This is a genomic window from Neorhizobium puerariae (assembly GCF_042429745.1).
GTDB lineage: Bacteria > Pseudomonadota > Alphaproteobacteria > Rhizobiales > Rhizobiaceae > Neorhizobium > Neorhizobium puerariae.
Map to the genome: position 1 here is coordinate 312,022 of NZ_JBHMAA010000032.1, position 19,965 is coordinate 331,986.

General features: G+C 60.4%; 32 protein-coding genes and 2 tRNA genes. 3 read left to right on the forward strand and 31 right to left on the reverse strand.

What is annotated here, in order from left to right; all coding sequences use genetic code 11:
* Nucleotides 1-16: 16 nt before the first annotated feature.
* The 31 genes from ACFFP0_RS25975 to ACFFP0_RS26125 form a co-directional block, all read right to left on the reverse strand.
* The gene (locus ACFFP0_RS25975; RefSeq protein ID WP_377265118.1) at nucleotides 17-598 is read right to left on the reverse strand and encodes a DoxX family protein; all 582 of its coding nucleotides are present in this window, start codon (nucleotides 596-598) and stop codon (nucleotides 17-19) included.
* A 401-nt stretch (nucleotides 599-999) separates the two neighbouring features.
* Nucleotides 1,000-1,425: a 50S ribosomal protein L17 gene (gene rplQ / locus ACFFP0_RS25980; RefSeq protein ID WP_377265119.1), complete on the reverse strand. Its 426-nt coding sequence runs from the start codon at nucleotides 1,423-1,425 to the stop codon at nucleotides 1,000-1,002.
* Nucleotides 1,426-1,472: 47 nt separating this feature from the next.
* On the reverse strand, nucleotides 1,473-2,483 hold the full coding sequence (locus tag ACFFP0_RS25985; protein WP_377265120.1) for a DNA-directed RNA polymerase subunit alpha: 1,011 nt from the start codon (nucleotides 2,481-2,483) through the stop codon (nucleotides 1,473-1,475).
* A gap of 199 nt (nucleotides 2,484-2,682) precedes the next feature.
* The gene (gene rpsK / locus ACFFP0_RS25990) at nucleotides 2,683-3,072 is read right to left on the reverse strand and encodes a 30S ribosomal protein S11 (protein WP_007766864.1); all 390 of its coding nucleotides are present in this window, start codon (nucleotides 3,070-3,072) and stop codon (nucleotides 2,683-2,685) included.
* Nucleotides 3,073-3,198: 126 nt separating this feature from the next.
* Nucleotides 3,199-3,567: a 30S ribosomal protein S13 gene (rpsM, locus tag ACFFP0_RS25995; protein ID WP_377265145.1), complete on the reverse strand. Its 369-nt coding sequence runs from the start codon at nucleotides 3,565-3,567 to the stop codon at nucleotides 3,199-3,201.
* A gap of 298 nt (nucleotides 3,568-3,865) precedes the next feature.
* Nucleotides 3,866-4,516, reverse strand: a complete 651-nt coding sequence (locus ACFFP0_RS26000) for an adenylate kinase (RefSeq protein WP_377265121.1) — start codon at nucleotides 4,514-4,516, stop codon at nucleotides 3,866-3,868.
* Nucleotides 4,513-5,853 carry a preprotein translocase subunit SecY gene (gene secY / locus ACFFP0_RS26005; RefSeq protein WP_377265122.1) on the reverse strand — a complete coding sequence of 447 codons (1,341 nt, stop codon included), beginning with the start codon at nucleotides 5,851-5,853 and terminating at the stop codon, nucleotides 4,513-4,515. The genes ACFFP0_RS26000 and secY overlap by 4 nt, the downstream gene beginning before the upstream one ends.
* Before the next feature lie 237 nt (nucleotides 5,854-6,090).
* Entirely contained in the window at nucleotides 6,091-6,570 is a 480-nt protein-coding gene (rplO, locus tag ACFFP0_RS26010; RefSeq protein WP_377265123.1) for a 50S ribosomal protein L15, read from the reverse strand.
* 16 nt (nucleotides 6,571-6,586) lie between these two features.
* The gene (gene rpmD, locus ACFFP0_RS26015) at nucleotides 6,587-6,793 is read right to left on the reverse strand and encodes a 50S ribosomal protein L30 (RefSeq protein ID WP_377265124.1); all 207 of its coding nucleotides are present in this window, start codon (nucleotides 6,791-6,793) and stop codon (nucleotides 6,587-6,589) included.
* A gap of 12 nt (nucleotides 6,794-6,805) precedes the next feature.
* Entirely contained in the window at nucleotides 6,806-7,375 is a 570-nt protein-coding gene (gene rpsE, locus ACFFP0_RS26020) for a 30S ribosomal protein S5 (protein ID WP_046792680.1), read from the reverse strand.
* Between the two features lie 129 nt (nucleotides 7,376-7,504).
* A complete protein-coding gene (gene rplR / locus ACFFP0_RS26025; RefSeq protein WP_377265125.1) occupies nucleotides 7,505-7,867 on the reverse strand; it encodes a 50S ribosomal protein L18 in 363 nt (120 codons plus the stop codon).
* A gap of 12 nt (nucleotides 7,868-7,879) precedes the next feature.
* Nucleotides 7,880-8,413, reverse strand: coding sequence for a 50S ribosomal protein L6 (gene rplF, locus ACFFP0_RS26030; protein WP_377265126.1), 534 nt, complete (start codon nucleotides 8,411-8,413; stop codon nucleotides 7,880-7,882).
* A 43-nt stretch (nucleotides 8,414-8,456) separates the two neighbouring features.
* Nucleotides 8,457-8,855, reverse strand: coding sequence for a 30S ribosomal protein S8 (rpsH, locus tag ACFFP0_RS26035; protein WP_377265127.1), 399 nt, complete (start codon nucleotides 8,853-8,855; stop codon nucleotides 8,457-8,459).
* 12 nt (nucleotides 8,856-8,867) lie between these two features.
* A complete protein-coding gene (gene rpsN, locus ACFFP0_RS26040; RefSeq protein WP_377265128.1) occupies nucleotides 8,868-9,173 on the reverse strand; it encodes a 30S ribosomal protein S14 in 306 nt (101 codons plus the stop codon).
* A 33-nt stretch (nucleotides 9,174-9,206) separates the two neighbouring features.
* Entirely contained in the window at nucleotides 9,207-9,764 is a 558-nt protein-coding gene (gene rplE / locus ACFFP0_RS26045; protein WP_377265129.1) for a 50S ribosomal protein L5, read from the reverse strand.
* Complete coding sequence (rplX, locus tag ACFFP0_RS26050; protein ID WP_248684926.1) at nucleotides 9,757-10,065, reverse strand: 50S ribosomal protein L24; 309 nt, start codon at nucleotides 10,063-10,065, stop codon at nucleotides 9,757-9,759. The genes rplE and rplX overlap by 8 nt, the downstream gene beginning before the upstream one ends.
* A 15-nt stretch (nucleotides 10,066-10,080) precedes the next feature.
* Nucleotides 10,081-10,449 carry a 50S ribosomal protein L14 gene (gene rplN / locus ACFFP0_RS26055; RefSeq protein ID WP_007770138.1) on the reverse strand — a complete coding sequence of 123 codons (369 nt, stop codon included), beginning with the start codon at nucleotides 10,447-10,449 and terminating at the stop codon, nucleotides 10,081-10,083.
* A 249-nt stretch (nucleotides 10,450-10,698) separates the two neighbouring features.
* On the reverse strand, nucleotides 10,699-10,935 hold the full coding sequence (rpsQ, locus tag ACFFP0_RS26060; RefSeq protein ID WP_003495195.1) for a 30S ribosomal protein S17: 237 nt from the start codon (nucleotides 10,933-10,935) through the stop codon (nucleotides 10,699-10,701).
* Between the two features lie 11 nt (nucleotides 10,936-10,946).
* Nucleotides 10,947-11,147: a 50S ribosomal protein L29 gene (gene rpmC / locus ACFFP0_RS26065; protein WP_037151107.1), complete on the reverse strand. Its 201-nt coding sequence runs from the start codon at nucleotides 11,145-11,147 to the stop codon at nucleotides 10,947-10,949.
* Between the two features lie 12 nt (nucleotides 11,148-11,159).
* Nucleotides 11,160-11,573 carry a 50S ribosomal protein L16 gene (gene rplP, locus ACFFP0_RS26070; RefSeq protein ID WP_377265130.1) on the reverse strand — a complete coding sequence of 138 codons (414 nt, stop codon included), beginning with the start codon at nucleotides 11,571-11,573 and terminating at the stop codon, nucleotides 11,160-11,162.
* A 38-nt stretch (nucleotides 11,574-11,611) separates the two neighbouring features.
* The gene (gene rpsC, locus ACFFP0_RS26075; protein ID WP_377265131.1) at nucleotides 11,612-12,349 is read right to left on the reverse strand and encodes a 30S ribosomal protein S3; all 738 of its coding nucleotides are present in this window, start codon (nucleotides 12,347-12,349) and stop codon (nucleotides 11,612-11,614) included.
* Nucleotides 12,349-12,738: a 50S ribosomal protein L22 gene (gene rplV / locus ACFFP0_RS26080; protein WP_377265132.1), complete on the reverse strand. Its 390-nt coding sequence runs from the start codon at nucleotides 12,736-12,738 to the stop codon at nucleotides 12,349-12,351. The genes rpsC and rplV overlap by 1 nt, the downstream gene beginning before the upstream one ends.
* Before the next feature lie 2 nt (nucleotides 12,739-12,740).
* Nucleotides 12,741-13,019: a 30S ribosomal protein S19 gene (gene rpsS, locus ACFFP0_RS26085; RefSeq protein ID WP_029620128.1), complete on the reverse strand. Its 279-nt coding sequence runs from the start codon at nucleotides 13,017-13,019 to the stop codon at nucleotides 12,741-12,743.
* 18 nt (nucleotides 13,020-13,037) lie between these two features.
* On the reverse strand, nucleotides 13,038-13,874 hold the full coding sequence (gene rplB / locus ACFFP0_RS26090; RefSeq protein WP_377265133.1) for a 50S ribosomal protein L2: 837 nt from the start codon (nucleotides 13,872-13,874) through the stop codon (nucleotides 13,038-13,040).
* An 11-nt stretch (nucleotides 13,875-13,885) separates the two neighbouring features.
* Nucleotides 13,886-14,179 carry a 50S ribosomal protein L23 gene (locus ACFFP0_RS26095; protein ID WP_046792692.1) on the reverse strand — a complete coding sequence of 98 codons (294 nt, stop codon included), beginning with the start codon at nucleotides 14,177-14,179 and terminating at the stop codon, nucleotides 13,886-13,888.
* Nucleotides 14,176-14,796, reverse strand: coding sequence for a 50S ribosomal protein L4 (gene rplD, locus ACFFP0_RS26100; protein ID WP_377265134.1), 621 nt, complete (start codon nucleotides 14,794-14,796; stop codon nucleotides 14,176-14,178). The genes ACFFP0_RS26095 and rplD overlap by 4 nt, the downstream gene beginning before the upstream one ends.
* A 14-nt stretch (nucleotides 14,797-14,810) precedes the next feature.
* A complete protein-coding gene (rplC, locus tag ACFFP0_RS26105) occupies nucleotides 14,811-15,452 on the reverse strand; it encodes a 50S ribosomal protein L3 (RefSeq protein WP_377265135.1) in 642 nt (213 codons plus the stop codon).
* 37 nt (nucleotides 15,453-15,489) lie between these two features.
* Complete coding sequence (gene rpsJ / locus ACFFP0_RS26110; RefSeq protein WP_003547547.1) at nucleotides 15,490-15,798, reverse strand: 30S ribosomal protein S10; 309 nt, start codon at nucleotides 15,796-15,798, stop codon at nucleotides 15,490-15,492.
* A gap of 301 nt (nucleotides 15,799-16,099) precedes the next feature.
* Nucleotides 16,100-17,275: an elongation factor Tu gene (tuf, locus tag ACFFP0_RS26115; RefSeq protein WP_377265136.1), complete on the reverse strand. Its 1,176-nt coding sequence runs from the start codon at nucleotides 17,273-17,275 to the stop codon at nucleotides 16,100-16,102.
* Nucleotides 17,276-17,566: 291 nt separating this feature from the next.
* Nucleotides 17,567-17,640: transfer RNA gene (locus ACFFP0_RS26120), tRNA-Gly, on the reverse strand.
* A gap of 25 nt (nucleotides 17,641-17,665) precedes the next feature.
* Nucleotides 17,666-17,750: transfer RNA gene (locus tag ACFFP0_RS26125), tRNA-Tyr, on the reverse strand.
* A 202-nt stretch (nucleotides 17,751-17,952) separates the two neighbouring features.
* On the opposite strand from ACFFP0_RS26125, the gene ACFFP0_RS26130 reads away from it, so the two are divergent.
* The 3 genes from ACFFP0_RS26130 to ACFFP0_RS26140 all read left to right on the forward strand — a co-directional run.
* Nucleotides 17,953-18,852, forward strand: coding sequence for a TrmH family RNA methyltransferase (locus ACFFP0_RS26130; protein WP_377265137.1), 900 nt, complete (start codon nucleotides 17,953-17,955; stop codon nucleotides 18,850-18,852).
* A gap of 5 nt (nucleotides 18,853-18,857) precedes the next feature.
* Nucleotides 18,858-19,676: a 3'(2'),5'-bisphosphate nucleotidase CysQ gene (gene cysQ / locus ACFFP0_RS26135; protein ID WP_377265146.1), complete on the forward strand. Its 819-nt coding sequence runs from the start codon at nucleotides 18,858-18,860 to the stop codon at nucleotides 19,674-19,676.
* A gap of 173 nt (nucleotides 19,677-19,849) precedes the next feature.
* A partial coding sequence (locus ACFFP0_RS26140; RefSeq protein ID WP_377262408.1) for an NAD-binding protein occupies nucleotides 19,850-19,965 on the forward strand: 116 nt, incomplete at its 3' end.

The following is a 19,965-nucleotide window of genomic DNA, read 5'->3' on the forward strand; positions in this document are numbered from 1 at the left end:
CCAGTTCCGCACGAATTCAGAAGCGCTTGTGGAAAAGCAGCCGGTCGAGCGAGAGATAGCCTCCTCCGAACGCCGCGTAGAGGAAGGCTCCGCCCGTCCAGAACAGCGATGCAAGCTCGGCTTTGCTCTGTACCTGTTCGAGGAAACGGTGACCGCCATCGGCCAGCCTCGCCATCGCCTCGGGCGTGAACAATTGCTGCCCGCCGGCCTTCAACGCATCGATGCCGGCTTGCGTAAGGAACGCGTCGCCGTAGGGATGCGAATAGTGAAACCATAGGGTGATTGCCAGCATGACGGCATTGGCAAGCGCGATCGGCCGCGTGAAGAGGCCAACGGCGATCAGCATGCCGCCGAAGAACTGCATCGCGGCCAATGCGGGAGACCAGAGCCAGCCGGGATGGAAGCCAAGACCTTCCACGAAACCGACCTGGGCGAAAGGCGCAATGATCTTGGGCCAGCCTTCCACGGTCAGCATGCCGCCGATCGCCAACCGGAAAATACCCCATGCCATGGGCTGGGCCAGCCTCTCATAGAAGGGACCGAGAGCGGGAATAACGAGTTCTTTCTTTTCGTTATCGAATACCGAAGGATATGTCATTTTACTGCCTCGCCGGGTGTTTGATGTCTATGTGGCAAGACTAAGGCAGCTGCGGCCCCTCACCTTGACGAAGGTCAATCCGGCAATTTTTCCGCCATCGAACTCCGGAGAATGACATGCGCCTCGCACGGCGAGGGCTTCGTCCGCAGAAACGGGAAAGGCGGGGGGAGCCCGGCCTTTCCCCGGACCGCGGGAAAACGGTCCTGCTGCGCCCTTGGGGAGGATGCGCAGATGCTTGGATCGATTTGGCCGAAGCCATTGCAGGAAACGGCATCAGTGAACCGCAGCTTTTGAAAGCCATCGTTGATCCAGATCAAACACCGGAAGCTTCACCCTTTCGGACCAAACGCAAAAAGCCGGGCGTTTCCGCCCGGCCTCGAATCAACCGACGATGTGAGCTATCAAGCGGCTTCGGCAGCTTCTGCTTCAGCAGCAACGCGAGCCTTGTCGGCAGCGCCCTTGGCATCGACGTCGCGCTCGACGAATTCGATGACGGCCATCGCGGCATTGTCGCCCTGGCGGAAGCCAGCCTTCATGATACGCAGGTAACCGCCGTTGCGGTTGGCGTAACGCGAAGCGATCGAGTCGAACAGCTTGCGGACGGCAGCCTGATCCTGGATCTGCGAGATCGCCTGACGGCGGGCGTGCAGGTCGCCACGCTTGCCGAGGGTAACGAGCTTCTCGACGATCGGGCGAATTTCCTTCGCCTTCGGAAGCGTGGTGACGATCTGCTCATGAGTGATGAGCGAAGCAGCCATGTTGGCGAACATTGCCTTGCGGTGGCTTGCGGTGCGGTTGAGCTTGCGGCCGGCTTTCTGGTGGCGCATCTCTCTTCTCCTTTACTTGCAGGCATGCACCTGCAGTTTAATGGTTGTCAGTACTGGTCTTCGTAGCGCTTGGCGAGATCTTCGATGTTTTCCGGCGGCCAGGCGGGAACTTCCATGCCCAGATGGAGGCCCATGGATGCCAGAACTTCCTTGATCTCGTTCAGCGACTTGCGACCGAAATTCGGAGTGCGCAGCATTTCCGCCTCGGTCTTCTGGATGAGGTCGCCGATATAAACGATATTGTCGTTCTTCAGGCAGTTCGCCGAACGGACGGAAAGTTCCAGTTCGTCGACCTTCTTGAGGAGAGCCGGGTTGAACGCGAGTTCGGTGACGGCTTCCTCTTCGACGTCCTTCTGCGGCTCGTCGAAGTTGACGAAGACCGAGAGCTGGTCCTGAAGGATGCGGGCGGCGAAGGCTACGGCGTCTTCACCCGTGACCGAGCCATCGGTTTCGATGGTCATGGTCAGCTTGTCGTAGTCGAGAACCTGACCTTCACGGGTGTTTTCCACCTTGTAGGACACTTTCTTGACCGGCGAATAGAGGCTGTCGACCGGAATGAGACCGATCGGGGCGTCCTCTGCACGGTTACGCTCGGCCGGAACATAACCCTTGCCGTTGTTGACCGTGAATTCCATGCGGATCTCGGCGCCCTCGTCGAGGGTGCAGATCACGTGGTCGGGGTTCAGGATCTCGATATCGCCGACCGTCTGGATGTCGCCGGCGGTTACCGAGCCCGGGCCCTGCTTGCGCACGACCATGCGCTTTGCGTCGTCGCCATCCATCTTGATGGCGATTTCCTTGATGTTGAGCACGATGTCCGTCACATCTTCCCGAACACCGGGGATGGAGGAGAATTCATGCAATACGCCGTCGATCTGGACCGCCGTTACGGCAGCACCACGAAGCGACGACAGAAGCACGCGGCGAAGCGCGTTGCCGAGCGTCAGGCCGAAGCCGCGCTCCAGAGGTTCGGCAACCAGAGTTGCCTTGGTGCGGCCGGAAGAGGTGAATTCCACCTTGTTCGGCTTGATCAGTTCCTGCCAGTTCTTCTGGATCATGATGAATACCTTCCGTTCGTTGCCACCATCCAATCGTGACAACCGAGCATGAGGATTACCGAGCGGAACAAATCTTGTTCATCGGCGATATGGGCAAAGCCGCCGATCCTCCGGGGAGGGTCAGGCGGCTCGTGTCCGAGTTCACGAGAGAGGCCACCCAACCTCCATTGAAGTACGGCAGCCCCTTCAATTCCAACGATCAGACGCGCCGCTTCTTGCGCGGACGGCATCCGTTGTGCGGGATCGGGGTCACGTCGCGGATCGAGGTGATCATGAAGCCGGCAGCCTGCAGAGCGCGCAGAGCCGATTCACGGCCGGAACCCGGGCCGCAGACTTCGACTTCCAGCGACTTCATGCCATGCTCCTGCGCCTTCTTGGCGCAGTCTTCGGCAGCGATCTGAGCGGCGAACGGGGTCGACTTGCGCGAACCCTTGAAGCCCTTCGCACCAGCGGACGACCAGGCAATCGCATTGCCCTGCGCGTCGGTGATGGTGATCATCGTGTTGTTGAAGGTAGAATTGACGTGGGCAACGCCCGACGTGATATTCTTGCGCTCGCGGCGGCGAACGCGGGTGGCTTCCTTGGCCATATTATCCCTTTCGTTGATCTCTGCACCGCCGTAATTCCAGCGGCTCCACCTTGGGAAGCGAATAGTTGGCAGCGAATAGAGGAAAATATCTATTCGCTATTCGCTACTCTCTATTCGCCCCTCAAATTACTTCTTCTTACCGGCGATCGCCTTGGCGGGACCCTTGCGGGTGCGGGCGTTGGTGTGAGTGCGCTGGCCACGAACCGGCAGGCCGCGACGGTGACGCAGGCCGCGGTAGCAGCCGAGGTCCATCAGGCGCTTGATGTTCATCGCGGTTTCGCGACGAAGGTCGCCTTCGACCTGATAATCGCGGTCGATGGTTTCGCGGATCTGAAGAATCTCCGAATCCGTGAGCTGATGAACGCGCTTGTCAGCCGGAAGACCAACCTTTTCGATGATCTCCTGAGCGAATTTCGGGCCGATCCCGTGAATATAGGTCAGCGCGATCACAACGCGCTTCGCAGTCGGGATGTTGACGCCAGCGATACGTGCCACGCCTATTCTCCTTGCGTTCCAGTTGCCATCCGGCAAGTGGTACTTCTTCCATGAAAGCGGCTCATCGGCCGCCAGTTCAAACGTCATACGGAACAGGTCAAAACGACCGGTCCCGGATGTCCTCATCGGGAAATCCGCGCCGATCGCTCAAAGCTGTCGCGAGTTGGCGCGGTGTTTAGCGGAATCAGCGCTGAAATGCAACCGTTCCGCCCCAAGATTCTTTAACAGATCGATGACGGATCTGCTTTTGCGCATGTCTTTGTCCCAAAACCGGTTCCCGCTTTTGGGAGACACGCTCCTAGAGGCCCGCCAGGATCTTTTCGATATCGGCGGTCACCTTGTCCATCTCGGCCATGCCATCCACGACCTTGAGCTTGCCCTTGGCGTGGTAATAGCCGATCAGCGGCGAGGTTTCCTTGTAGTAGACCTCGAGGCGCTTCGTCATGGTCTCGGCATTGTCGTCCGGACGGCGCTTGAAATGCGTCGAGCCGCATTTGTCGCAAACGCCTTCGTTGACCGGCTTCTTGTCCGTATCGTGATAGACCGTGCCGCACTGGGCGCAGGAATAGCGGCCCGAAACGCGCCGGACCAGTTCCTTGTCGTCGACACGCAATTCGACGACCACGGAAAGATCGAGTCCCTTGGACTTCAGCATCTCCTCCGTCGCATCCGCCTGCACCAGCGTGCGCGGAAAACCGTCGAGGATGAAGCCGTTCGCCGCATCCGGCTGGTCGATGCGCTCCGAAACGATCGCATTAACGATCTCGTCGGAAACAAGGTTGCCGGCGTCCATGACAGCCTTGGCGCGCTTGCCCACCTCGGTCTCGGCAGCTACCGCCGCACGCAACATGTCACCGGTGGAGAGCTGCGGAATGCCGTGTTTCTCCACGATCCGCTGGGCCTGGGTCCCCTTGCCCGCACCCGGCGGCCCCAAAAGAATCAATCTCATCGTCCCCTCTTTCCTCCGCGCAATTTCGACTTCTTGATCAGGCCCTCATATTGCTGCGCAATGAGATGTCCCTGAATCTGTGCAACCGTATCAAGGGTTACACTCACAACGATCAAAAGCGAAGTACCACCAAGGGCTAATGGCACGCCGGTGCGGGCCACCAGGAATTCCGGCAGAATGCAGACGAAGACGAGGTAAATCGCGCCGATGACCGTGATGCGGGTCAGCACATAATCGATATATTCGGCTGTCCGCTCGCCGGGACGGATGCCCGGAATGAAGCCGCCGTGCTTCTTCAGATTGTCGGCCGTGTCCTTCGGGTTGAAGACGATTGCCGTGTAGAAGAAGGCGAAGAAGGCGATCAGGAAACCATAAAGCAGCATGAACAGGGGCTGGCCATGTCCAAGGGACGAGATGACCATGGTCGCCCAGTTCGGGAGTTGCGCGTTCCCCGCAAAGCCGGCGGCCGTCGCAGGCAACAGTAGCAGGGAAGAGGCGAAGATCGCCGGAATGACGCCCGAAGTATTGAGCTTCAGCGGCAGGTGCGACGTATCGCCCTGGAACATGCGATTGCCGACCTGGCGCTTCGGATACTGGATCAGCAGACGGCGCTGAGCGCGCTCTACGAAGACGATCAGCGCGATGACGCCGATCGCGACGACGATGACGGTGAGAATCAGCGCCGTCGGCAGCGCGCCGGTGCGGCCAAGCTCCAGCGTGCCGGCCAGCGCCGTGGGCAGACCGGCTGCAATGCCGGCGAAGATGATCAGCGAAATGCCGTTGCCGATACCGCGGGAGGTGATCTGCTCACCGAGCCACATCAGGAACATGGTGCCGCCAAGCAGCGTCACGACGGTGGACAGACGGAAGAACCAGCCCGGATCGAGCACCAGGCCGTTGCCGCTCTCAAGACCGGCCGCGATGCCGTAGGCCTGCAGAGCGCCGAGGATGACCGTGCCGTAGCGGGTGTACTGGTTGATGATCTTGCGGCCCGCCTCCCCTTCCTTCTTAAGAGCTTCGAGCGAGGGCACGACCGAAGTCATGAGCTGCACGATGATCGACGCGGAGATGTAAGGCATGATGCCAAGCGCGAAGATCGCCATGCGCTCCACGGCGCCGCCCGAAAACATGTTGAAGAGGCCGAGAATGCCACCAGCCTGGCCGCGGAAAGCCTGGGCATAGGCTTCGGGGTTCAGCCCCGGAAGCGGGATATGCGTGCCGAGACGGTAGACGAGCAGCGCTGCGAGGGTGAACCACAGCCGCTTCTTCAAGTCCTCCGCCTTTGCGAAGGTGGCAAAATTCAGATTGGAGGCAAGTTGTTCCGCTGCAGAAGCCATGCAATTCTCCGCCTGACCAATTCTCCGGCGGCGGGAAACGTGCCGGGTCCGGAAAGCAGTCTCAAATTCTGGTTCAAAAAACCGGGCGCGGAGATTGCGGGCGCAATCGGATGCCTCACCCTGTTTTCCGTATGATCCCCGTCAGGCGACCGGCAGGATCGCTTCGGGATCGTGAGGCTCACATATGGAGATTAAATCGCCCGGTGTGAAGCTCAAACCGGGCGATTTCCAATCGATTTATTCCGCTGCGGCTTCGGCAACGACGAGAAGCTTGACGGAACCGCCGGCCTTCTCGATCTTCTCGACGGCAGCCTTGGAAGCGCCGGCGACCTCGATCGAAACCTTGGCAGTCAGCTCGCCGTCGGCGAGGATGCGAACACCGTCCTTCGGGCGGCGGATGACGCCGGCAGCCTTGAGGGCGGCAGCATCGATCGTTGCCTTCGGATCGAGCTTCTTGGCATCGATCGCGGTCTGGATACGGCCGAGCGAAACGGTGACGTATTCGGAGGCGAAGATGTTGGTGAAGCCGCGCTTCGGCAGGCGACGATAGATCGGCATCTGGCCGCCTTCGAAGCCCTTGATCGCAACGCCGGAACGAGCCTTCTGGCCCTTCACGCCGCGGCCGCCGGTCTTGCCCTTGCCGGAACCGATGCCGCGACCGACGCGGATGCGTTCCTTGGTCGAGCCTTCGTTGTCCTTGATCTCATTCAGTTTCATGGTGTCTTCCTCCGTCTCACTTCTCGTCGACGATGCGCACGAGATGCTGGACAGCCCGGATCATGCCACGAACGGAAGGAGTGTCTTCCAGCGTACGGGTCCGGTGCAGCTTGTTAAGGCCGAGCCCGATCAGCGTCTTGCGCTGGACTTCCGGGCGGCGGATGGGCGAACCGATCTGCTCGATCGTGATCGTCTTGTTGGCGGCTTCTGCTTTCTTGGCCATGATCCGCTCTCCTTATTCTTCCGACGTTACACCGGAAGACGCGCGGCGAGCCTGAAGCGTAGCATACTTGATGCCGCGCTGGGCTGCGATGTCCTTCGGATGAACCTGGTGCTTCAGGGCGTCGAACGTGGCGCGAACCATGTTGTAGGGGTTCGACGAGCCGGTTGACTTGGCGACGACGTCATGGACGCCGAGCGTTTCGAAAACGGCACGCATCGGGCCGCCGGCGATGATACCGGTACCGGCCTTGGCCGAGCGCAGCAGAACCTTGCCGGCGCCGTGACGGCCGTTGACGTCGTGATGCAGCGTACGGCCGTCGCGCAGCGGTACGAAAATCAGGTCGCGCTTTGCAGCCTCGGTCGCCTTGCGGATGGCTTCCGGCACTTCGCGTGCCTTGCCATGGCCGAAGCCGACGCGACCCTTCTGGTCGCCGACGACGACGAGAGCCGCAAAACCGAAGCGACGGCCGCCCTTGACGACCTTTGCGACGCGGTTGATCGCGACCAGCTTGTCGACGAACTCGCTATCGCGCTCCTCGCGGGCCTGGCGATCTTCGCGCTGGCCTCTTCTTTCCTGTGCCATTGTCCTTTTCCTTTTTCTTTTCCGGGTGCAATCGGCAGATTACAATTGGAATTCCGGTACGATCCGGAGGGCGCGGCGAACCGCAATTCGCCCGGCCCTTCCCTTAAAGAGAAAGACCGGGCGAAATTCTTAGAAGCTCAGGCCGCCTTCGCGGGCGGCATCTGCAAGCGCCTTGACGCGGCCGTGGTAGATGAAGGCGCCGCGATCGAACACGACTTCCTTCACACCGGCCTTGGAGGCGCGCTCTGCAACCAGCTTGCCAACGGCGGCGGCAGCCGCAACGTCAGCACCGGTCTTCAGAGACGAGCGCAGACCCGCATCGAGCGTGGATGCGGCAGCGAGCGTGCGGCCGGCCACGTCATCGATGACCTGGGCATAGATGTTCTTCGACGAGCGATGAACCGACAGGCGCGGACGGCCGTTGGCGACCGCCTTGAGCTGGCGGCGCACGCGGCTCGCGCGCTTTGCAAGTGCTTCTTTCCTGCTAGCCATATCGCGTGATCCTTACTTCTTCTTGCCTTCCTTGCGGACGATCCGTTCCTCGGCGTACTTGACGCCCTTGCCCTTGTAGGGCTCCGGACCGCGGTATTCGCGGATTTCCGCGGCAACCTGACCGACCTGCTGCTTGCTGATGCCGGTGACGACGATTTCCGTCGGCTTCGGCACGGCAATGGTGATGCCCTGCGGCGGCTCATAAACCACGTCGTGGCTGAAACCGAGCGAAAGCTGCAGGTTCTTGCCCTGCATGGCCGCGCGGTAACCGACGCCGTTGATTTCGAGCTTGCGCTCGTAGCCGTCCTTGACGCCCCTGAAGATGTTCTCGATCATCGTGCGGGACATGCCCCATTTCGAACGAGCATCCTTGGTTTCGCTGACCGGGGTCACCGAAACGGCGTTGTCCTTGAATTCCAGCTTGATCTCGTCGTTTGCGACGAAGAACAGCTCGCCCTTCGGGCCCTTAGCAGTCACCTTCTGGCCGTCAACGGCGGCCGTAACACCTGCAGGAACCGGAACGGGCTTCTTACCGATACGAGACATTTTTCAATCCTGTCTGTTCGTTATGGAGTTCCCCTGCCTGGCCTTAGAAGACCGAGCAGAGAACCTCGCCACCTACGTTCTGTTCGCGAGCCTGGTGATCGGCCATCACACCCTTCGGGGTCGAAAGGATGGTGATGCCGAGGCCGTTCGCGACCTGCGGAATGGACTTTACCGAGACATAGACCCGGCGGCCCGGCTTCGACACGCGGCCGATCTCACGGATCACCGACGCGCCTTCATAATACTTCAGCTCGATTTCCAGCTCGGACTTGCCGTTGCCGTAATCGACCTGGGTGTAACCGCGGATGTAGCCTTCGGACTGCAGAACGTCGAGGACACGGGCACGAAGCTTGGAAGCCGGCGTGGTAACGGTCGACTTGCGGCGCGAAGCGCCATTGCGGATACGGGTGAGCATATCGCCCAAGGGATCAGTCATGGTCATCTAACGATCTCCTTACCAGCTCGACTTGACGATGCCCGGCACCTTGCCGAGATTGCCCAGCTCGCGAAGCGCGATACGCGACATCTTGAGCTTGCGATAGAAAGCGCGCGGGCGACCGGTGACTTCGCAACGGTTGCGGATGCGCGTCTTCGAGCCATCGCGGGACAGCGAAGCGAGCTTCAGGGTTGCCTTGAACCGTTCTTCGATCGGAAGTTCCTGGTTCATGATGGTCGCCTTCAGGGCAGCACGCTTTGCAGCCTGCTGGGCGACGGTCTTGCGGCGGCGCTTGTTCTTTTCAACTGCGCTGGTTTTCGCCATATCGGAGTTCCTTTTAAACGCTCGTCGTTACGGTTACTGGCGGAACGGGAAGTTGAACTCTTTCAGAAGAGCCCGGGCTTCGTCGTCCTTGGTAGCCGTCGTGCAAACGATGATGTCCATGCCCCACATCTGATCAACCTTGTCGTAGTTGATCTCCGGGAACACGATGTGTTCCTTGAGGCCCATGGCGAAGTTGCCACGGCCGTCAAAGCTCTTCGGGTTCAGGCCGCGGAAGTCGCGAACGCGCGGCAGCGCGATGTTGACCAGGCGATCCATGAATTCGTACATGCGGGCGCCGCGCAGGGTGACCTTCGCGCCGATCGGCATGTTTTCGCGGACCTTGAAGCCTGCGATCGAATTGCGGGCGCGCGTGATGACCGGCTTCTGGCCGGCAATCGCTGCAAGGTCGGCAGCAGCCACGGTGGGCTTCTTCGAATCGGCAGTCGCTTCACCAACGCCCATGTTGATCACGATCTTTTCGATCTTCGGGATCATCATCTCGTTGGAGTAGTTGAACTGCTCCTTCATCGCGGCGCGAATGCGGGAAACGTATTCCTTCTTGAGCCGCGGCTCGTACTTTGCCTCAGCCATCGATCACATCTCCCGTACGCTTGGCCACACGCACCTTCTTGCCGTCGACGACGGAAAAGCCAACGCGGGTCGGCTTGCCGTCCTTCGCGACAATCGCGATGTTCGACAGGTGAATGGATGCTTCCTTGTTGATGATGCCGGCTTCCTGCGTCTGCGTCTGACGCTGGTGGCGCTTCACCATGTTGATGCCGCGAACAACGGCACGGTCTTCCTTCGGCAGGACCTGGAGGACTTCGCCGGTGCGGCCCTTGTCCTTGCCAGTCAATACGACGACGTTGTCGCCCTTGCGGATCTTCTGCATTTGTCCCGCTCCCTCTTACAGTACTTCCGGAGCCAGCGAGATGATCTTCATATGGTTCTTGGCGCGAAGTTCGCGCGGAACCGGTCCGAAGATACGGGTGCCGATCGGCTCTTTCTTGTTGTCGATGAGAACCGCCGCGTTGTTGTCGAAGCGGATGACGCTGCCGTCCGGACGACGGATATCCTTGGCGGTACGCACAACAACCGCCTTCATCACGTCGCCCTTCTTCACGCGGCCGCGCGGGATGGCTTCCTTGATCGAAACGACGATGATGTCGCCGATCGAAGCGTACTTGCGCTTGGAGCCGCCCAGCACCTTGATGCACATGACACGACGTGCGCCGGAATTGTCCGCCACGTCGAGGTTTGTTTGCATCTGAATCATGTCAGGTCGCCTTTTCCTAATGCCCGGCGAACCCGCGCGCAAAAGCGCCCGGAGCCGGCTTATGAACAGAATTTCAGTGTGCGCGGGATGGATCTTGCCAAGGTGGTTTCCCTGAAAGGGACCTTCCCTGCGCTCAAAGCAAAAGAACGCCCGTTGCCGAGCGTTCTACGCCAGTGGCGTGCTACATACAGGATTCTGCGCCAGACGCAAGGGCCAAAAACATCCAGGCCTGGCGCGGAACCGTAAGAATTAAGCCTGGGCGGAAACGACCGTCCAGCGCTTGTCCTTGGAGATCGGCGCGCATTCCTCGATGGAAACCACGTCACCTACCTTGTACTGATTGTTCTCATCATGCGCCTTGTACTTCTTCGAACGGCGGACCGTCTTCTGAAGCAGCGGATGCGCGAAGCGGCGCTCTACCCGGACAACAACGGTCTTCTCGTTCTTGTCGGAAACGACTACGCCCTGCAGAATGCGTTTCGGCATATTATTCTTCCTTAGGCCTTGGCTTCTGCCGCCTTCTGGCGGGCAATGGTTTTCACGCGGGCGATGTCCTTGCGAACTTCGTTGATGCGCGAGGACTTTTCGAGCTGACCGGTCGCCTTCTGGAAGCGCAGGTTGAACTGCTCCTTCTTGAGGTCGGCAAGCTTGTCCTTGAGCTGGTCGGCCGTGAGGCCGCGTACGTCTTCGGCTTTCATCGTGCCCTCTCCTTACTCTGCGATGCGCTGTACGAAGCGCGTCTTGACCGAGAGCTTGGCGGCGCCGAGACGAAGCGCCTCACGGGCGAGCTCCTCGGGAACACCATCGATCTCGAACATCATGCGGCCGGGCTTGACCTTGCATGCCCAGTATTCGACGGAACCCTTGCCCTTACCCATACGCACTTCGGTCGGCTTGGCGGTCACCGGAACATCCGGGAACACGCGAATCCAGACACGACCGGCGCGCTTCATCGCACGGGTGATCGCGCGGCGGGCCGCTTCGATCTCGCGGGCGTTGACACGGTTCGGCTCCTGAGACTTCAGGCCGAATTCGCCGAAGGCCAGGTCGTAGCCGCCCTTGGCCACACCCTTGATGCGGCCCTTGAACTGCTTGCGGTACTTGGTACGCTTTGGCTGCAACATTTTCTTACTTCTCCGAGCTTATCTTTCGCCAGCGCTTATCAAGCGTTTTCGCGTTCGCGACGACGATCGCCGCGGTCGCCACGTTCGCGGCTTGCCGGACCCTGTGCGTCGCCTTCCAGCGCGCGACGTTCGGAAGCCATCGGATCGTGCTCAAGGATCTCGCCCTTGAAGATCCAGACCTTGATGCCGCAGATGCCGAACGCGGTTTCTGCTTCAGCCGTACCGTAGTCGATGTCGGCGCGCAGCGTATGAAGCGGAACGCGACCTTCACGATACCATTCGGTACGGGCGATTTCAGCACCGCCGAGACGGCCGGCACAGGTGATCTTGATGCCTTCGGCGCCGAGACGCATGGCCGACTGTACGGCCCGCTTCATCGCACGGCGGAAAGCCACGCGGCGCTCGAGCTGCTGGGCGATCGACTGGGCGACCAAGGTCGCATCGACCTCGGGCTTGCGCACTTCGACGATGTTGAGGTGCGTTTCCGAGTTGGTCATCGTGGAAAGCTTCTTGCGGAGCTTCTCGATGTCCGCGCCCTTCTTGCCGATGATCAGGCCCGGACGAGCCGAATGGATCGTGACGCGGCACTTCTTGTGCGGACGCTCGATGACCACCTTGGCGATACCGGCCTGCTTCAGTTCCTGCATCAGGTAGGCGCGGATCTTCAGGTCCTCATGGAGGAGCTGGCCATATTCGGCGTTGTCGGCGAACCAGCGGCTATCCCAGGTACGGTTGATGCCGAGGCGGAAGCCGATCGGATTGATTTTCTGGCCCATTATGCGGCCTCCCCTTTTTCCTCGACTTCGCGGACGACGATCGTCAGGTGCGCAAACGGCTTTTCGATCCGCGATGCGCGGCCACGGCCGCGGGCGTGGAACCGCTTCATCACGATCGACTTGCCGACATAGGCTTCCGAAACGATCAGCGAGTCCACGTCGAGGTCATGGTTGTTTTCGGCATTGGCGATCGCAGACTCAAGGGTCTTCTTCACCGTGCCGGCGATGCGCTTGCGCGAGAACTCAAGTTCGGCGAGCGCGCGGTCGACCTTCTTGCCGCGGATCATGGCGGCAACAAGGTTCAGCTTCTGGGGGCTGATACGGAGCGTGCGCGCAACGGCCTGCGCCTCGTTGTCCTTCAGCCGGCGTTCGGTCTTTGCCTTCGCCATGATTACTTCCTCTTCGCCTTCTTGTCCGCGCCGTGACCGTAATAGGTCCGGGTGGGAGCGAATTCACCGAACTTGTGTCCGACCATGTCTTCGTTGACGCTGACCGGAATGTGCTTGCTGCCATTGTAGACGCCGAACGTCAGACCGACGAACTGCGGCAGGATCGTGGAGCGACGGCTCCACATCTTGATCACTTCACTGCGTCCGCCTTCGCGTACCTTCTCAGCTTTCTTGAGAAGATAGCCGTCAACAAACGGACCTTTCCAAACTGAACGAGCCATTGAACGACTTTCCTTCTCTTACTTCTTGCGCTGATGGCGCGAACGCATGATGAACTTGTCAGTGGACTTGTTCGAACGGGTGCGCTTGCCCTTGGTCGGCTTGCCCCAGGGGCTGACCGGATGACGGCCACCGGACGTGCGGCCTTCACCACCACCGTGCGGGTGGTCGACCGGGTTCATGACAACGCCGCGGTTATGCGGACGCTTGCCACGCCATACGGTACGACCGGCCTTGCCGTCGTTGATGTTGCCGTGGTCCGGGTTGGAAACGGCGCCGACGGTGGCGAGGCACGAGCCCGGAACGAGGCGCTGTTCGCCGGAGTTCAGACGAAGGATCGCCATGCCGGAGTCACGACCGACGAGCTGCACGTAGGTGCCAGCCGAACGGGCGATCTGGCCACCCTTGCCCGGCTTCATCTCGACGTTGTGCACGATCGAGCCGACCGGGATGTACTGCAGGGGCATGGTGTTGCCCGGCTTGACGTCCACAGCCTTGTCGGAAGCGATGACCTTGTCGCCGGCAGCGAGGCGCTGCGGAGCGAGGATATAGGCCTGTTCGCCGTCCGTATAGGTGATCAGCGCGATGAACGCCGTGCGGTTCGGGTCGTATTCCAGACGCTCGACCGTGCCTTCGACGTCGAACTTGCGACGCTTGAAGTCGATCAGGCGGTAGGTACGCTTGTGACCGCCGCCGATGAAGCGGGCGGTGATGCGGCCGTAGTTGTTACGCCCGCCGCTCTTGGAGAGACCTTCCGTCAGCGTCTTGACCGGCTTGCCTTTCCAGAGGCCCGAGCGGTCGACGATGACCAGCTGACGCTGGCTCGGGGTCGTCGGATTGTAGCTTTTCAATGCCATTGTATCTTACCTCAGAGACCGGTGGAGACGTCGATCGTCTGACCTTCGGCCAGGGTGACGACAGCCTTCTTGACGTCCTTCTGCTTGCCGATGAAGCCGCGGAAGCGCTTCACCTTGCCCTTGCGGACCAGCGTATTGACGGCAGTGACCTTCACACCGAAGAGCGCTTCTACGGCAGCCTTGATTTCCGGCTTCGAAGCAGTCTTGGCAACGTTGAAGACAACCTGGTTCTGTTCGGATACCAGCGTCGACTTTTCGGTGATCGAGGGAGATACGATCACATCATAGTGGCGAAGATCGGTCACTTGAAACGCTCCTCTAGAGCTTCAACTGCGGCCTTCGACAGCACCAGCTTGCCGCGACGCAGAATGTCGTAAACATTGATGCCCTGAACCGGCAGAACGTCCACGTTCGGGATGTTCTGGGCTGCGAGCTTGAAGTTGTTGTCCAGCTCGGCGCCGCCGATGAAGAGCGCGTTGTTGAGGCCGAGCGCTTCGAACGAACCGGCGAGAACCTTGGTCTTCGCCTCAGCGGCAACCAGATTGTCGACGATGATCAGTTCTTCAGCCTTCAGCTTGGCAGACAGGGCGTGACGGAGCGCAAGAGCGCGAACCTTCTTCGGAAGGTCATGCTCGTGGCTGCGGACGACCGGGCCGTGAGCCTTGCCACCGCCGCGGAACTGCGGAGCGCGCGCGGAATGGTGACGAGCGCGGCCCGTACCCTTCTGCTTGTACATCTTCGAACCAGTACGAGAAATCTCGGAGCGGCCCTTGGACTTGTGCGTGCCCTGCTGCTTCTTGGCGAGCTGCCAACGAACCATGCGGGCGAGGATGTCTTCACGGGGATCGAGGCCGAAAATCTCGTCCGACAGGGCTACCTTGCCGGCGTCTTTTCCCTCGAGGGTCTTGACGTTGAATTCCATTGTAGCTGGCTCCCTTACTTCGCGGCCGACTTGACGGCGTCGCGAACGACGATCCAAGCGCCCTTGGAGCCCGGTACGGCGCCCTTGACGAGGATCAGGCCACGGTTTTCGTCGGTGGAGACGATTTCGAGGTTCTGGGTGGTGACGCGCGTCTGGCCCATGTGACCAGCCATGCGCTTGCCCTTCCAGACCTTGCCCGGGTCCTGGTTGTTACCAGTCGAGCCATGCGAACGGTGCGAAACGGACACACCGTGCGTGGCGCGCAGACCACCGAAGTTGTGACGCTTCATGGCGCCGGCAAAACCCTTACCGATCGTGGTGCCGGTGACGTCCACCAGCTGACCGGCCGTGAAATGATCCGCCTTCAGCTCGGTGCCGACATCGATCATGTTGTCTTCGGAAACGCGAAACTCGACGAGCTTCGCCTTCGGCTCGACATTGGCTACGGCAAAATTGCCGCGCTCGGCCTTGGACGTGTTCTTTACCTTGGCCGTGCCGGCACCGAGCTGAAGAGCGGTGTAGCCGTTCTTCTCAACGGTGCGGTGCGCGACGACCTGGCAGTTTTCCAGCCGCAATACGGTTACCGGGATATGCTCGCCGGCGTCGTTGTAGACGCGGGTCATTCCCACCTTCTGTGCAATTACACCCGAACGCATCGGTTCAATCCTTCTCACTCAGTCTGAAACCGAAGTCTCAGAGCTTGATCTCAACATCAACACCGGCGGCGAGGTCGAGCTTCATCAGCGCGTCCACCGTCTGCGGCGTCGGGTCAACGATATCGAGAAGGCGCTTATGCGTGCGCATCTCGAACTGCTCGCGGCTCTTCTTGTCGATGTGGGGGGACCGGTTAACCGTAAACTTCTCGATGCGGGTCGGAAGCGGAACGGGGCCCCGGACGCTAGCACCGGTGCGCTTCGCCGTCGACACGATCTCGCGCGTGGAAGCATCGAGAATCCGGTGATCGAACGCCTTCAGGCGAATGCGGATATTTTGGCCGTTCATTCGACGTTATCCTTGTTTTCTGTTTCCTCCGCGCCAACAACAGGCACGGGTTGTTCGTTCTTCCTAAGGCGGACCACCGGTTTCAAAGATCGAAGGGGACACGGAAGACCGCATCCCTTTCCAGTCTTCGGGCCTTGCGACCCACCTTATATCTTGATTGCTGCCCCGAAAGCCGAAGCAGGGGCAAATCGCGCTCGCGCGCCATTTGCTACATTTTTATGTCATAAGCAAGCGGCTAAGGGCCGCTTGCTTAAAAGATTTCCATGCAGTCAGCGCAGACCAGGTCTGCGCCGAGGCCGAATTACTCGACGATGGAAGCGACGATGCCGGCGCCGACGGTGCGGCCGCCTTCGCGGATCGCGAAGCGCAGCTTTTCTTCCATCGCGATCGGCACGATCAGCTCGACGTCAACCGTCACGTTGTCGCCCGGCATCACCATTTCCGTGCCTTCCGGAAGCGTAACGATCCCCGTCACGTCCGTCGTGCGGAAGTAGAACTGCGGACGGTAGTTCGTGAAGAACGGCGTATGACGGCCGCCCTCTTCCTTCGTCAGGATGTAGGCTTCCGCCTTGAACTTCTTGTGCGGCTTCACAGAACCCGGCTTGCACAGGATCTGACCACGCTCCACGCCGTTGCGGTCGACACCGCGCAGCAGCGCGCCGATGTTGTCGCCAGCCTGGCCCTGATCCAGAAGCTTGCGGAACATTTCAACGCCCGTGCAGGTCGTCTTCGTCGTCGGACGGATGCCGACGATCTCGACTTCCTCACCGACCTTGATGATCCCGCGCTCGACGCGGCCCGTCACCACCGTACCGCGGCCCGAGATCGAGAACACGTCTTCGATCGGCATCAGGAACGGCTGGTCGATCGGACGCTCGGGCGTCGGGATGTAAGCGTCCACCGCAGCCATCAGCTCGCGGATCGCGTCCTCGCCGATCTTCTTGTCCGAATCCTCAAGCGCGGCAAGCGCCGAACCCTTGATGATCGGGATGTCGTCGCCCGGGAAGTCGTAGGACGACAGAAGTTCGCGAACCTCAAGCTCGACCAGCTCCAGAAGCTCCGCGTCGTCGACCTGGTCGACCTTGTTCAGGAACACGACGATCGCCGGAACGCCGACCTGGCGGGCCAGCAGGATATGCTCGCGCGTCTGCGGCATCGGGCCGTCGGCGGCCGAGCAGACCAGGATCGCGCCGTCCATCTGCGCAGCACCGGTGATCATGTTCTTCACATAGTCGGCGTGGCCGGGGCAGTCGACATGCGCATAGTGACGGTTCGCCGTCTCGTATTCAACGTGCGCAGTCGAAATCGTGATGCCACGCGCCTTCTCTTCAGGCGCCGCATCAATCTGGTCATAAGCCTTGAACTCGCCGAAGTACTTCGTGATCGCCGCAGTCAGCGACGTCTTCCCATGGTCAACGTGACCAATCGTCCCAATGTTGACGTGCGGCTTGTTGCGCTCAAACTTGCTCTTTGCCATTGAATGCTTCCTGTGAACATAAGAGGTGGACCCGGCGAGCGGGTTTGGTGTCGCCGTTTAAGGCTTTCCACCAGAATGCGCAAGACATAATTACGACGCGAGCCGGGACAAGGGGAGCCCGGAAAATTCGCGCGAAACAGGCCCGGGATGGCGCAATTCCGCGAGCCGGCCACCTCGCGACGAACGCATCCATGACAACCTCGGGAAACCGGACGGGCGAAAGCGCCGGCCATGACCTGCGATGCGCGAAGCGCCGCGGGAAAGCAATATTATTGGAAGAGAGGCGGAGGATGGAGCGGGTAGCGGGAATCGAACCCGCGTATTCAGCTTGGAAGGCTGCTGCTCTACCATTGAGCTATACCCGCGGTGTGGTGTCCGATCAGAGACGAATGGTGGAGAGAGTTGGATTTGAACCAACGTAGGCTGAGCCAACGGATTTACAGTCCGTCCCCTTTAACCACTCGGGCATCTCTCCAGTTTTCGTCCGGATCGTGAGACCAAGTTCGTCAGACCGTGAAGCTTGCCGCCCCTCGATCTGCGCCGCGTATATGACTGCCCCGTTCCCGTCTGTCAACACGAGGATTTTGGAAAAATGACGAAAAAATAAAACTGCCGTGTCACGCGCGGACAGTGACGCAAGGTCTTTGCCGAACGGGCCTGCCCCGCTATAAGGCGCCATGAGCAAGGATAACAAACAGGATAAATCCAGCCGCGACACCCATTACGCGACGCTGAGGCGAGCCGTGCGCGACGCCAGGCGCGAGCGCGGCGAAATCCCCACGCCGCCACAGAAACGGCAGAAATCCAACAAGGACTGGAAACCGCCGCAGCTTCAGCCGGACCAGGTCTTCCTCTACGGCCTCCACACGGTGCGGGCCGCGCTCGACAACCCCGAGCGCAAGCTGATCAAGCTTTCCGTGACGCAGAATGCCTTCGCCCGCCTCGATGTCGGCGAGGCATCCGCCCTGCCCTTTCCGGTCGAATTCGTCTCACCGCAGGATATCGACAGGATTTTGGGTCCGGAAGCCATCCACCAAGGGGTGATGCTGGAAACCCGGCCATTGCCGATCCGCCGTCTGGAGGCGTTGAGGGACAGCCCCCTGCTCCTCGTTCTCGATCAGGTGACCGATCCGCACAATGTCGGCGCCATCATGCGTTCGGCCGTGGCTTTCAGCGCCGGCGCCATTATCACCACCCAGAGACATAGCCCGACAGAATCCGGTGTCCTTGCCAAGTCCGCCTCCGGCGCGCTGGAACTCATACCTTATATACAGATCACCAATCTCGCCGATGCGCTCGGCGAACTGCACCGGCTCGGCTTCCAGACGATCGGGCTCGATTCGGAAGGCCCCGCTCCGCTCGAGGGCACCTTTGCCGGCGACCGGATCGCGCTGGTGCTCGGATCGGAGGGCAAGGGGCTGCGCCAGAAGACGCGCGAGACGGTGACGGCGCTCGCAAGGCTCGACATGCCGGGCTCCATCAAGTCGCTCAATGTCTCGAATGCAGCCGCAATCGCACTTTATGCGACGCGACAGCACCTCTCCCGATCCGGCACGGGCTCTTCGGAAACGCGATGATGCCGATGCTCGCCACATTCGAAAAAGCAGCGCTTCTCGCAGGCAGGGCCATTCTGGAAATCTACAGGGCAGGACCGAATACCCGCTACAAGGCCGACCGCTCGCCGGTGACGGAAGCCGATGAACAGGCCGAGAAGATCATTCTCGCCGAACTCGCCAGGGCGTGCCCCGACATTCCGGTCGTGGCGGAAGAATCGGTGGCTGCCGGCCGTGTGCCATCGATCGAGGGACACTCCTTCATCCTGGTCGACCCTCTCGACGGCACAAAGGAATTCGTCAGCAAGCATAAGGATTTCACGGTCAACATCGCCCTGATCGAAGAGGGAGTGCCCCTGCTGGGAGTGGTGTACGCCCCGGCGCTGCACATCGCCTATCTCGGTGGCGAGGGAAAGGCTGAGAAGCTCGTCCTCGACGACGATCTGGCCATCGTCAGCCGCAATCCGATTTCCACCCGGCCGGTCGAAACGCCGCCCGTCTGCGTTGCGAGCCGTTCCCACGGCTCTCCCGAGACGCAGGCCTTCCTGACGCAGTCCGGCGCTTCCGATATCCGGACGATCGGCTCCTCGCTGAAATTCTGCATATTGGCGGAAGGTCTCGCGGACCTTTATCCTCGCTTCGGGCGGACCATGGAATGGGATACCGCCGCTGGCGATGCCGTCTTGCGCGCCGCCGGCGGAGCGACCCTCGATCTCGACGGCAGGTCGCTTCGCTATGGCAAGACCGGGCGGACGGGCTTCACCGATTTCGCCAATCCGGACTTCGTAGCATGGGGAATGCGCCCGAAGCAAGGCCTGGACGGCTGCGTCCCGGCCCGGGGCGACTGACGCCCTTTCATATCCAGGTCACATATGTCCGCGAACAGGATGCCGTGGCCAGAGGGATGAAATCCAGATTCGACGCCTCGTCTCCGGATGACACGTTACAATAGAAGCTGGATACGCTAGGAACACTTCAATACCGGAGCAGGTATTTTGCTCGACTGCAATGGGGATATCAGATGCGAATAGTAATGGTTGGCTCGGGTTATGTTGGCCTTGTTTCGGGGGCATGCTTTGCGGATTTCGGCCATGAGGTCGTGTGCGTCGACAAGGCGGTGGAGAAGATCGAGGCGCT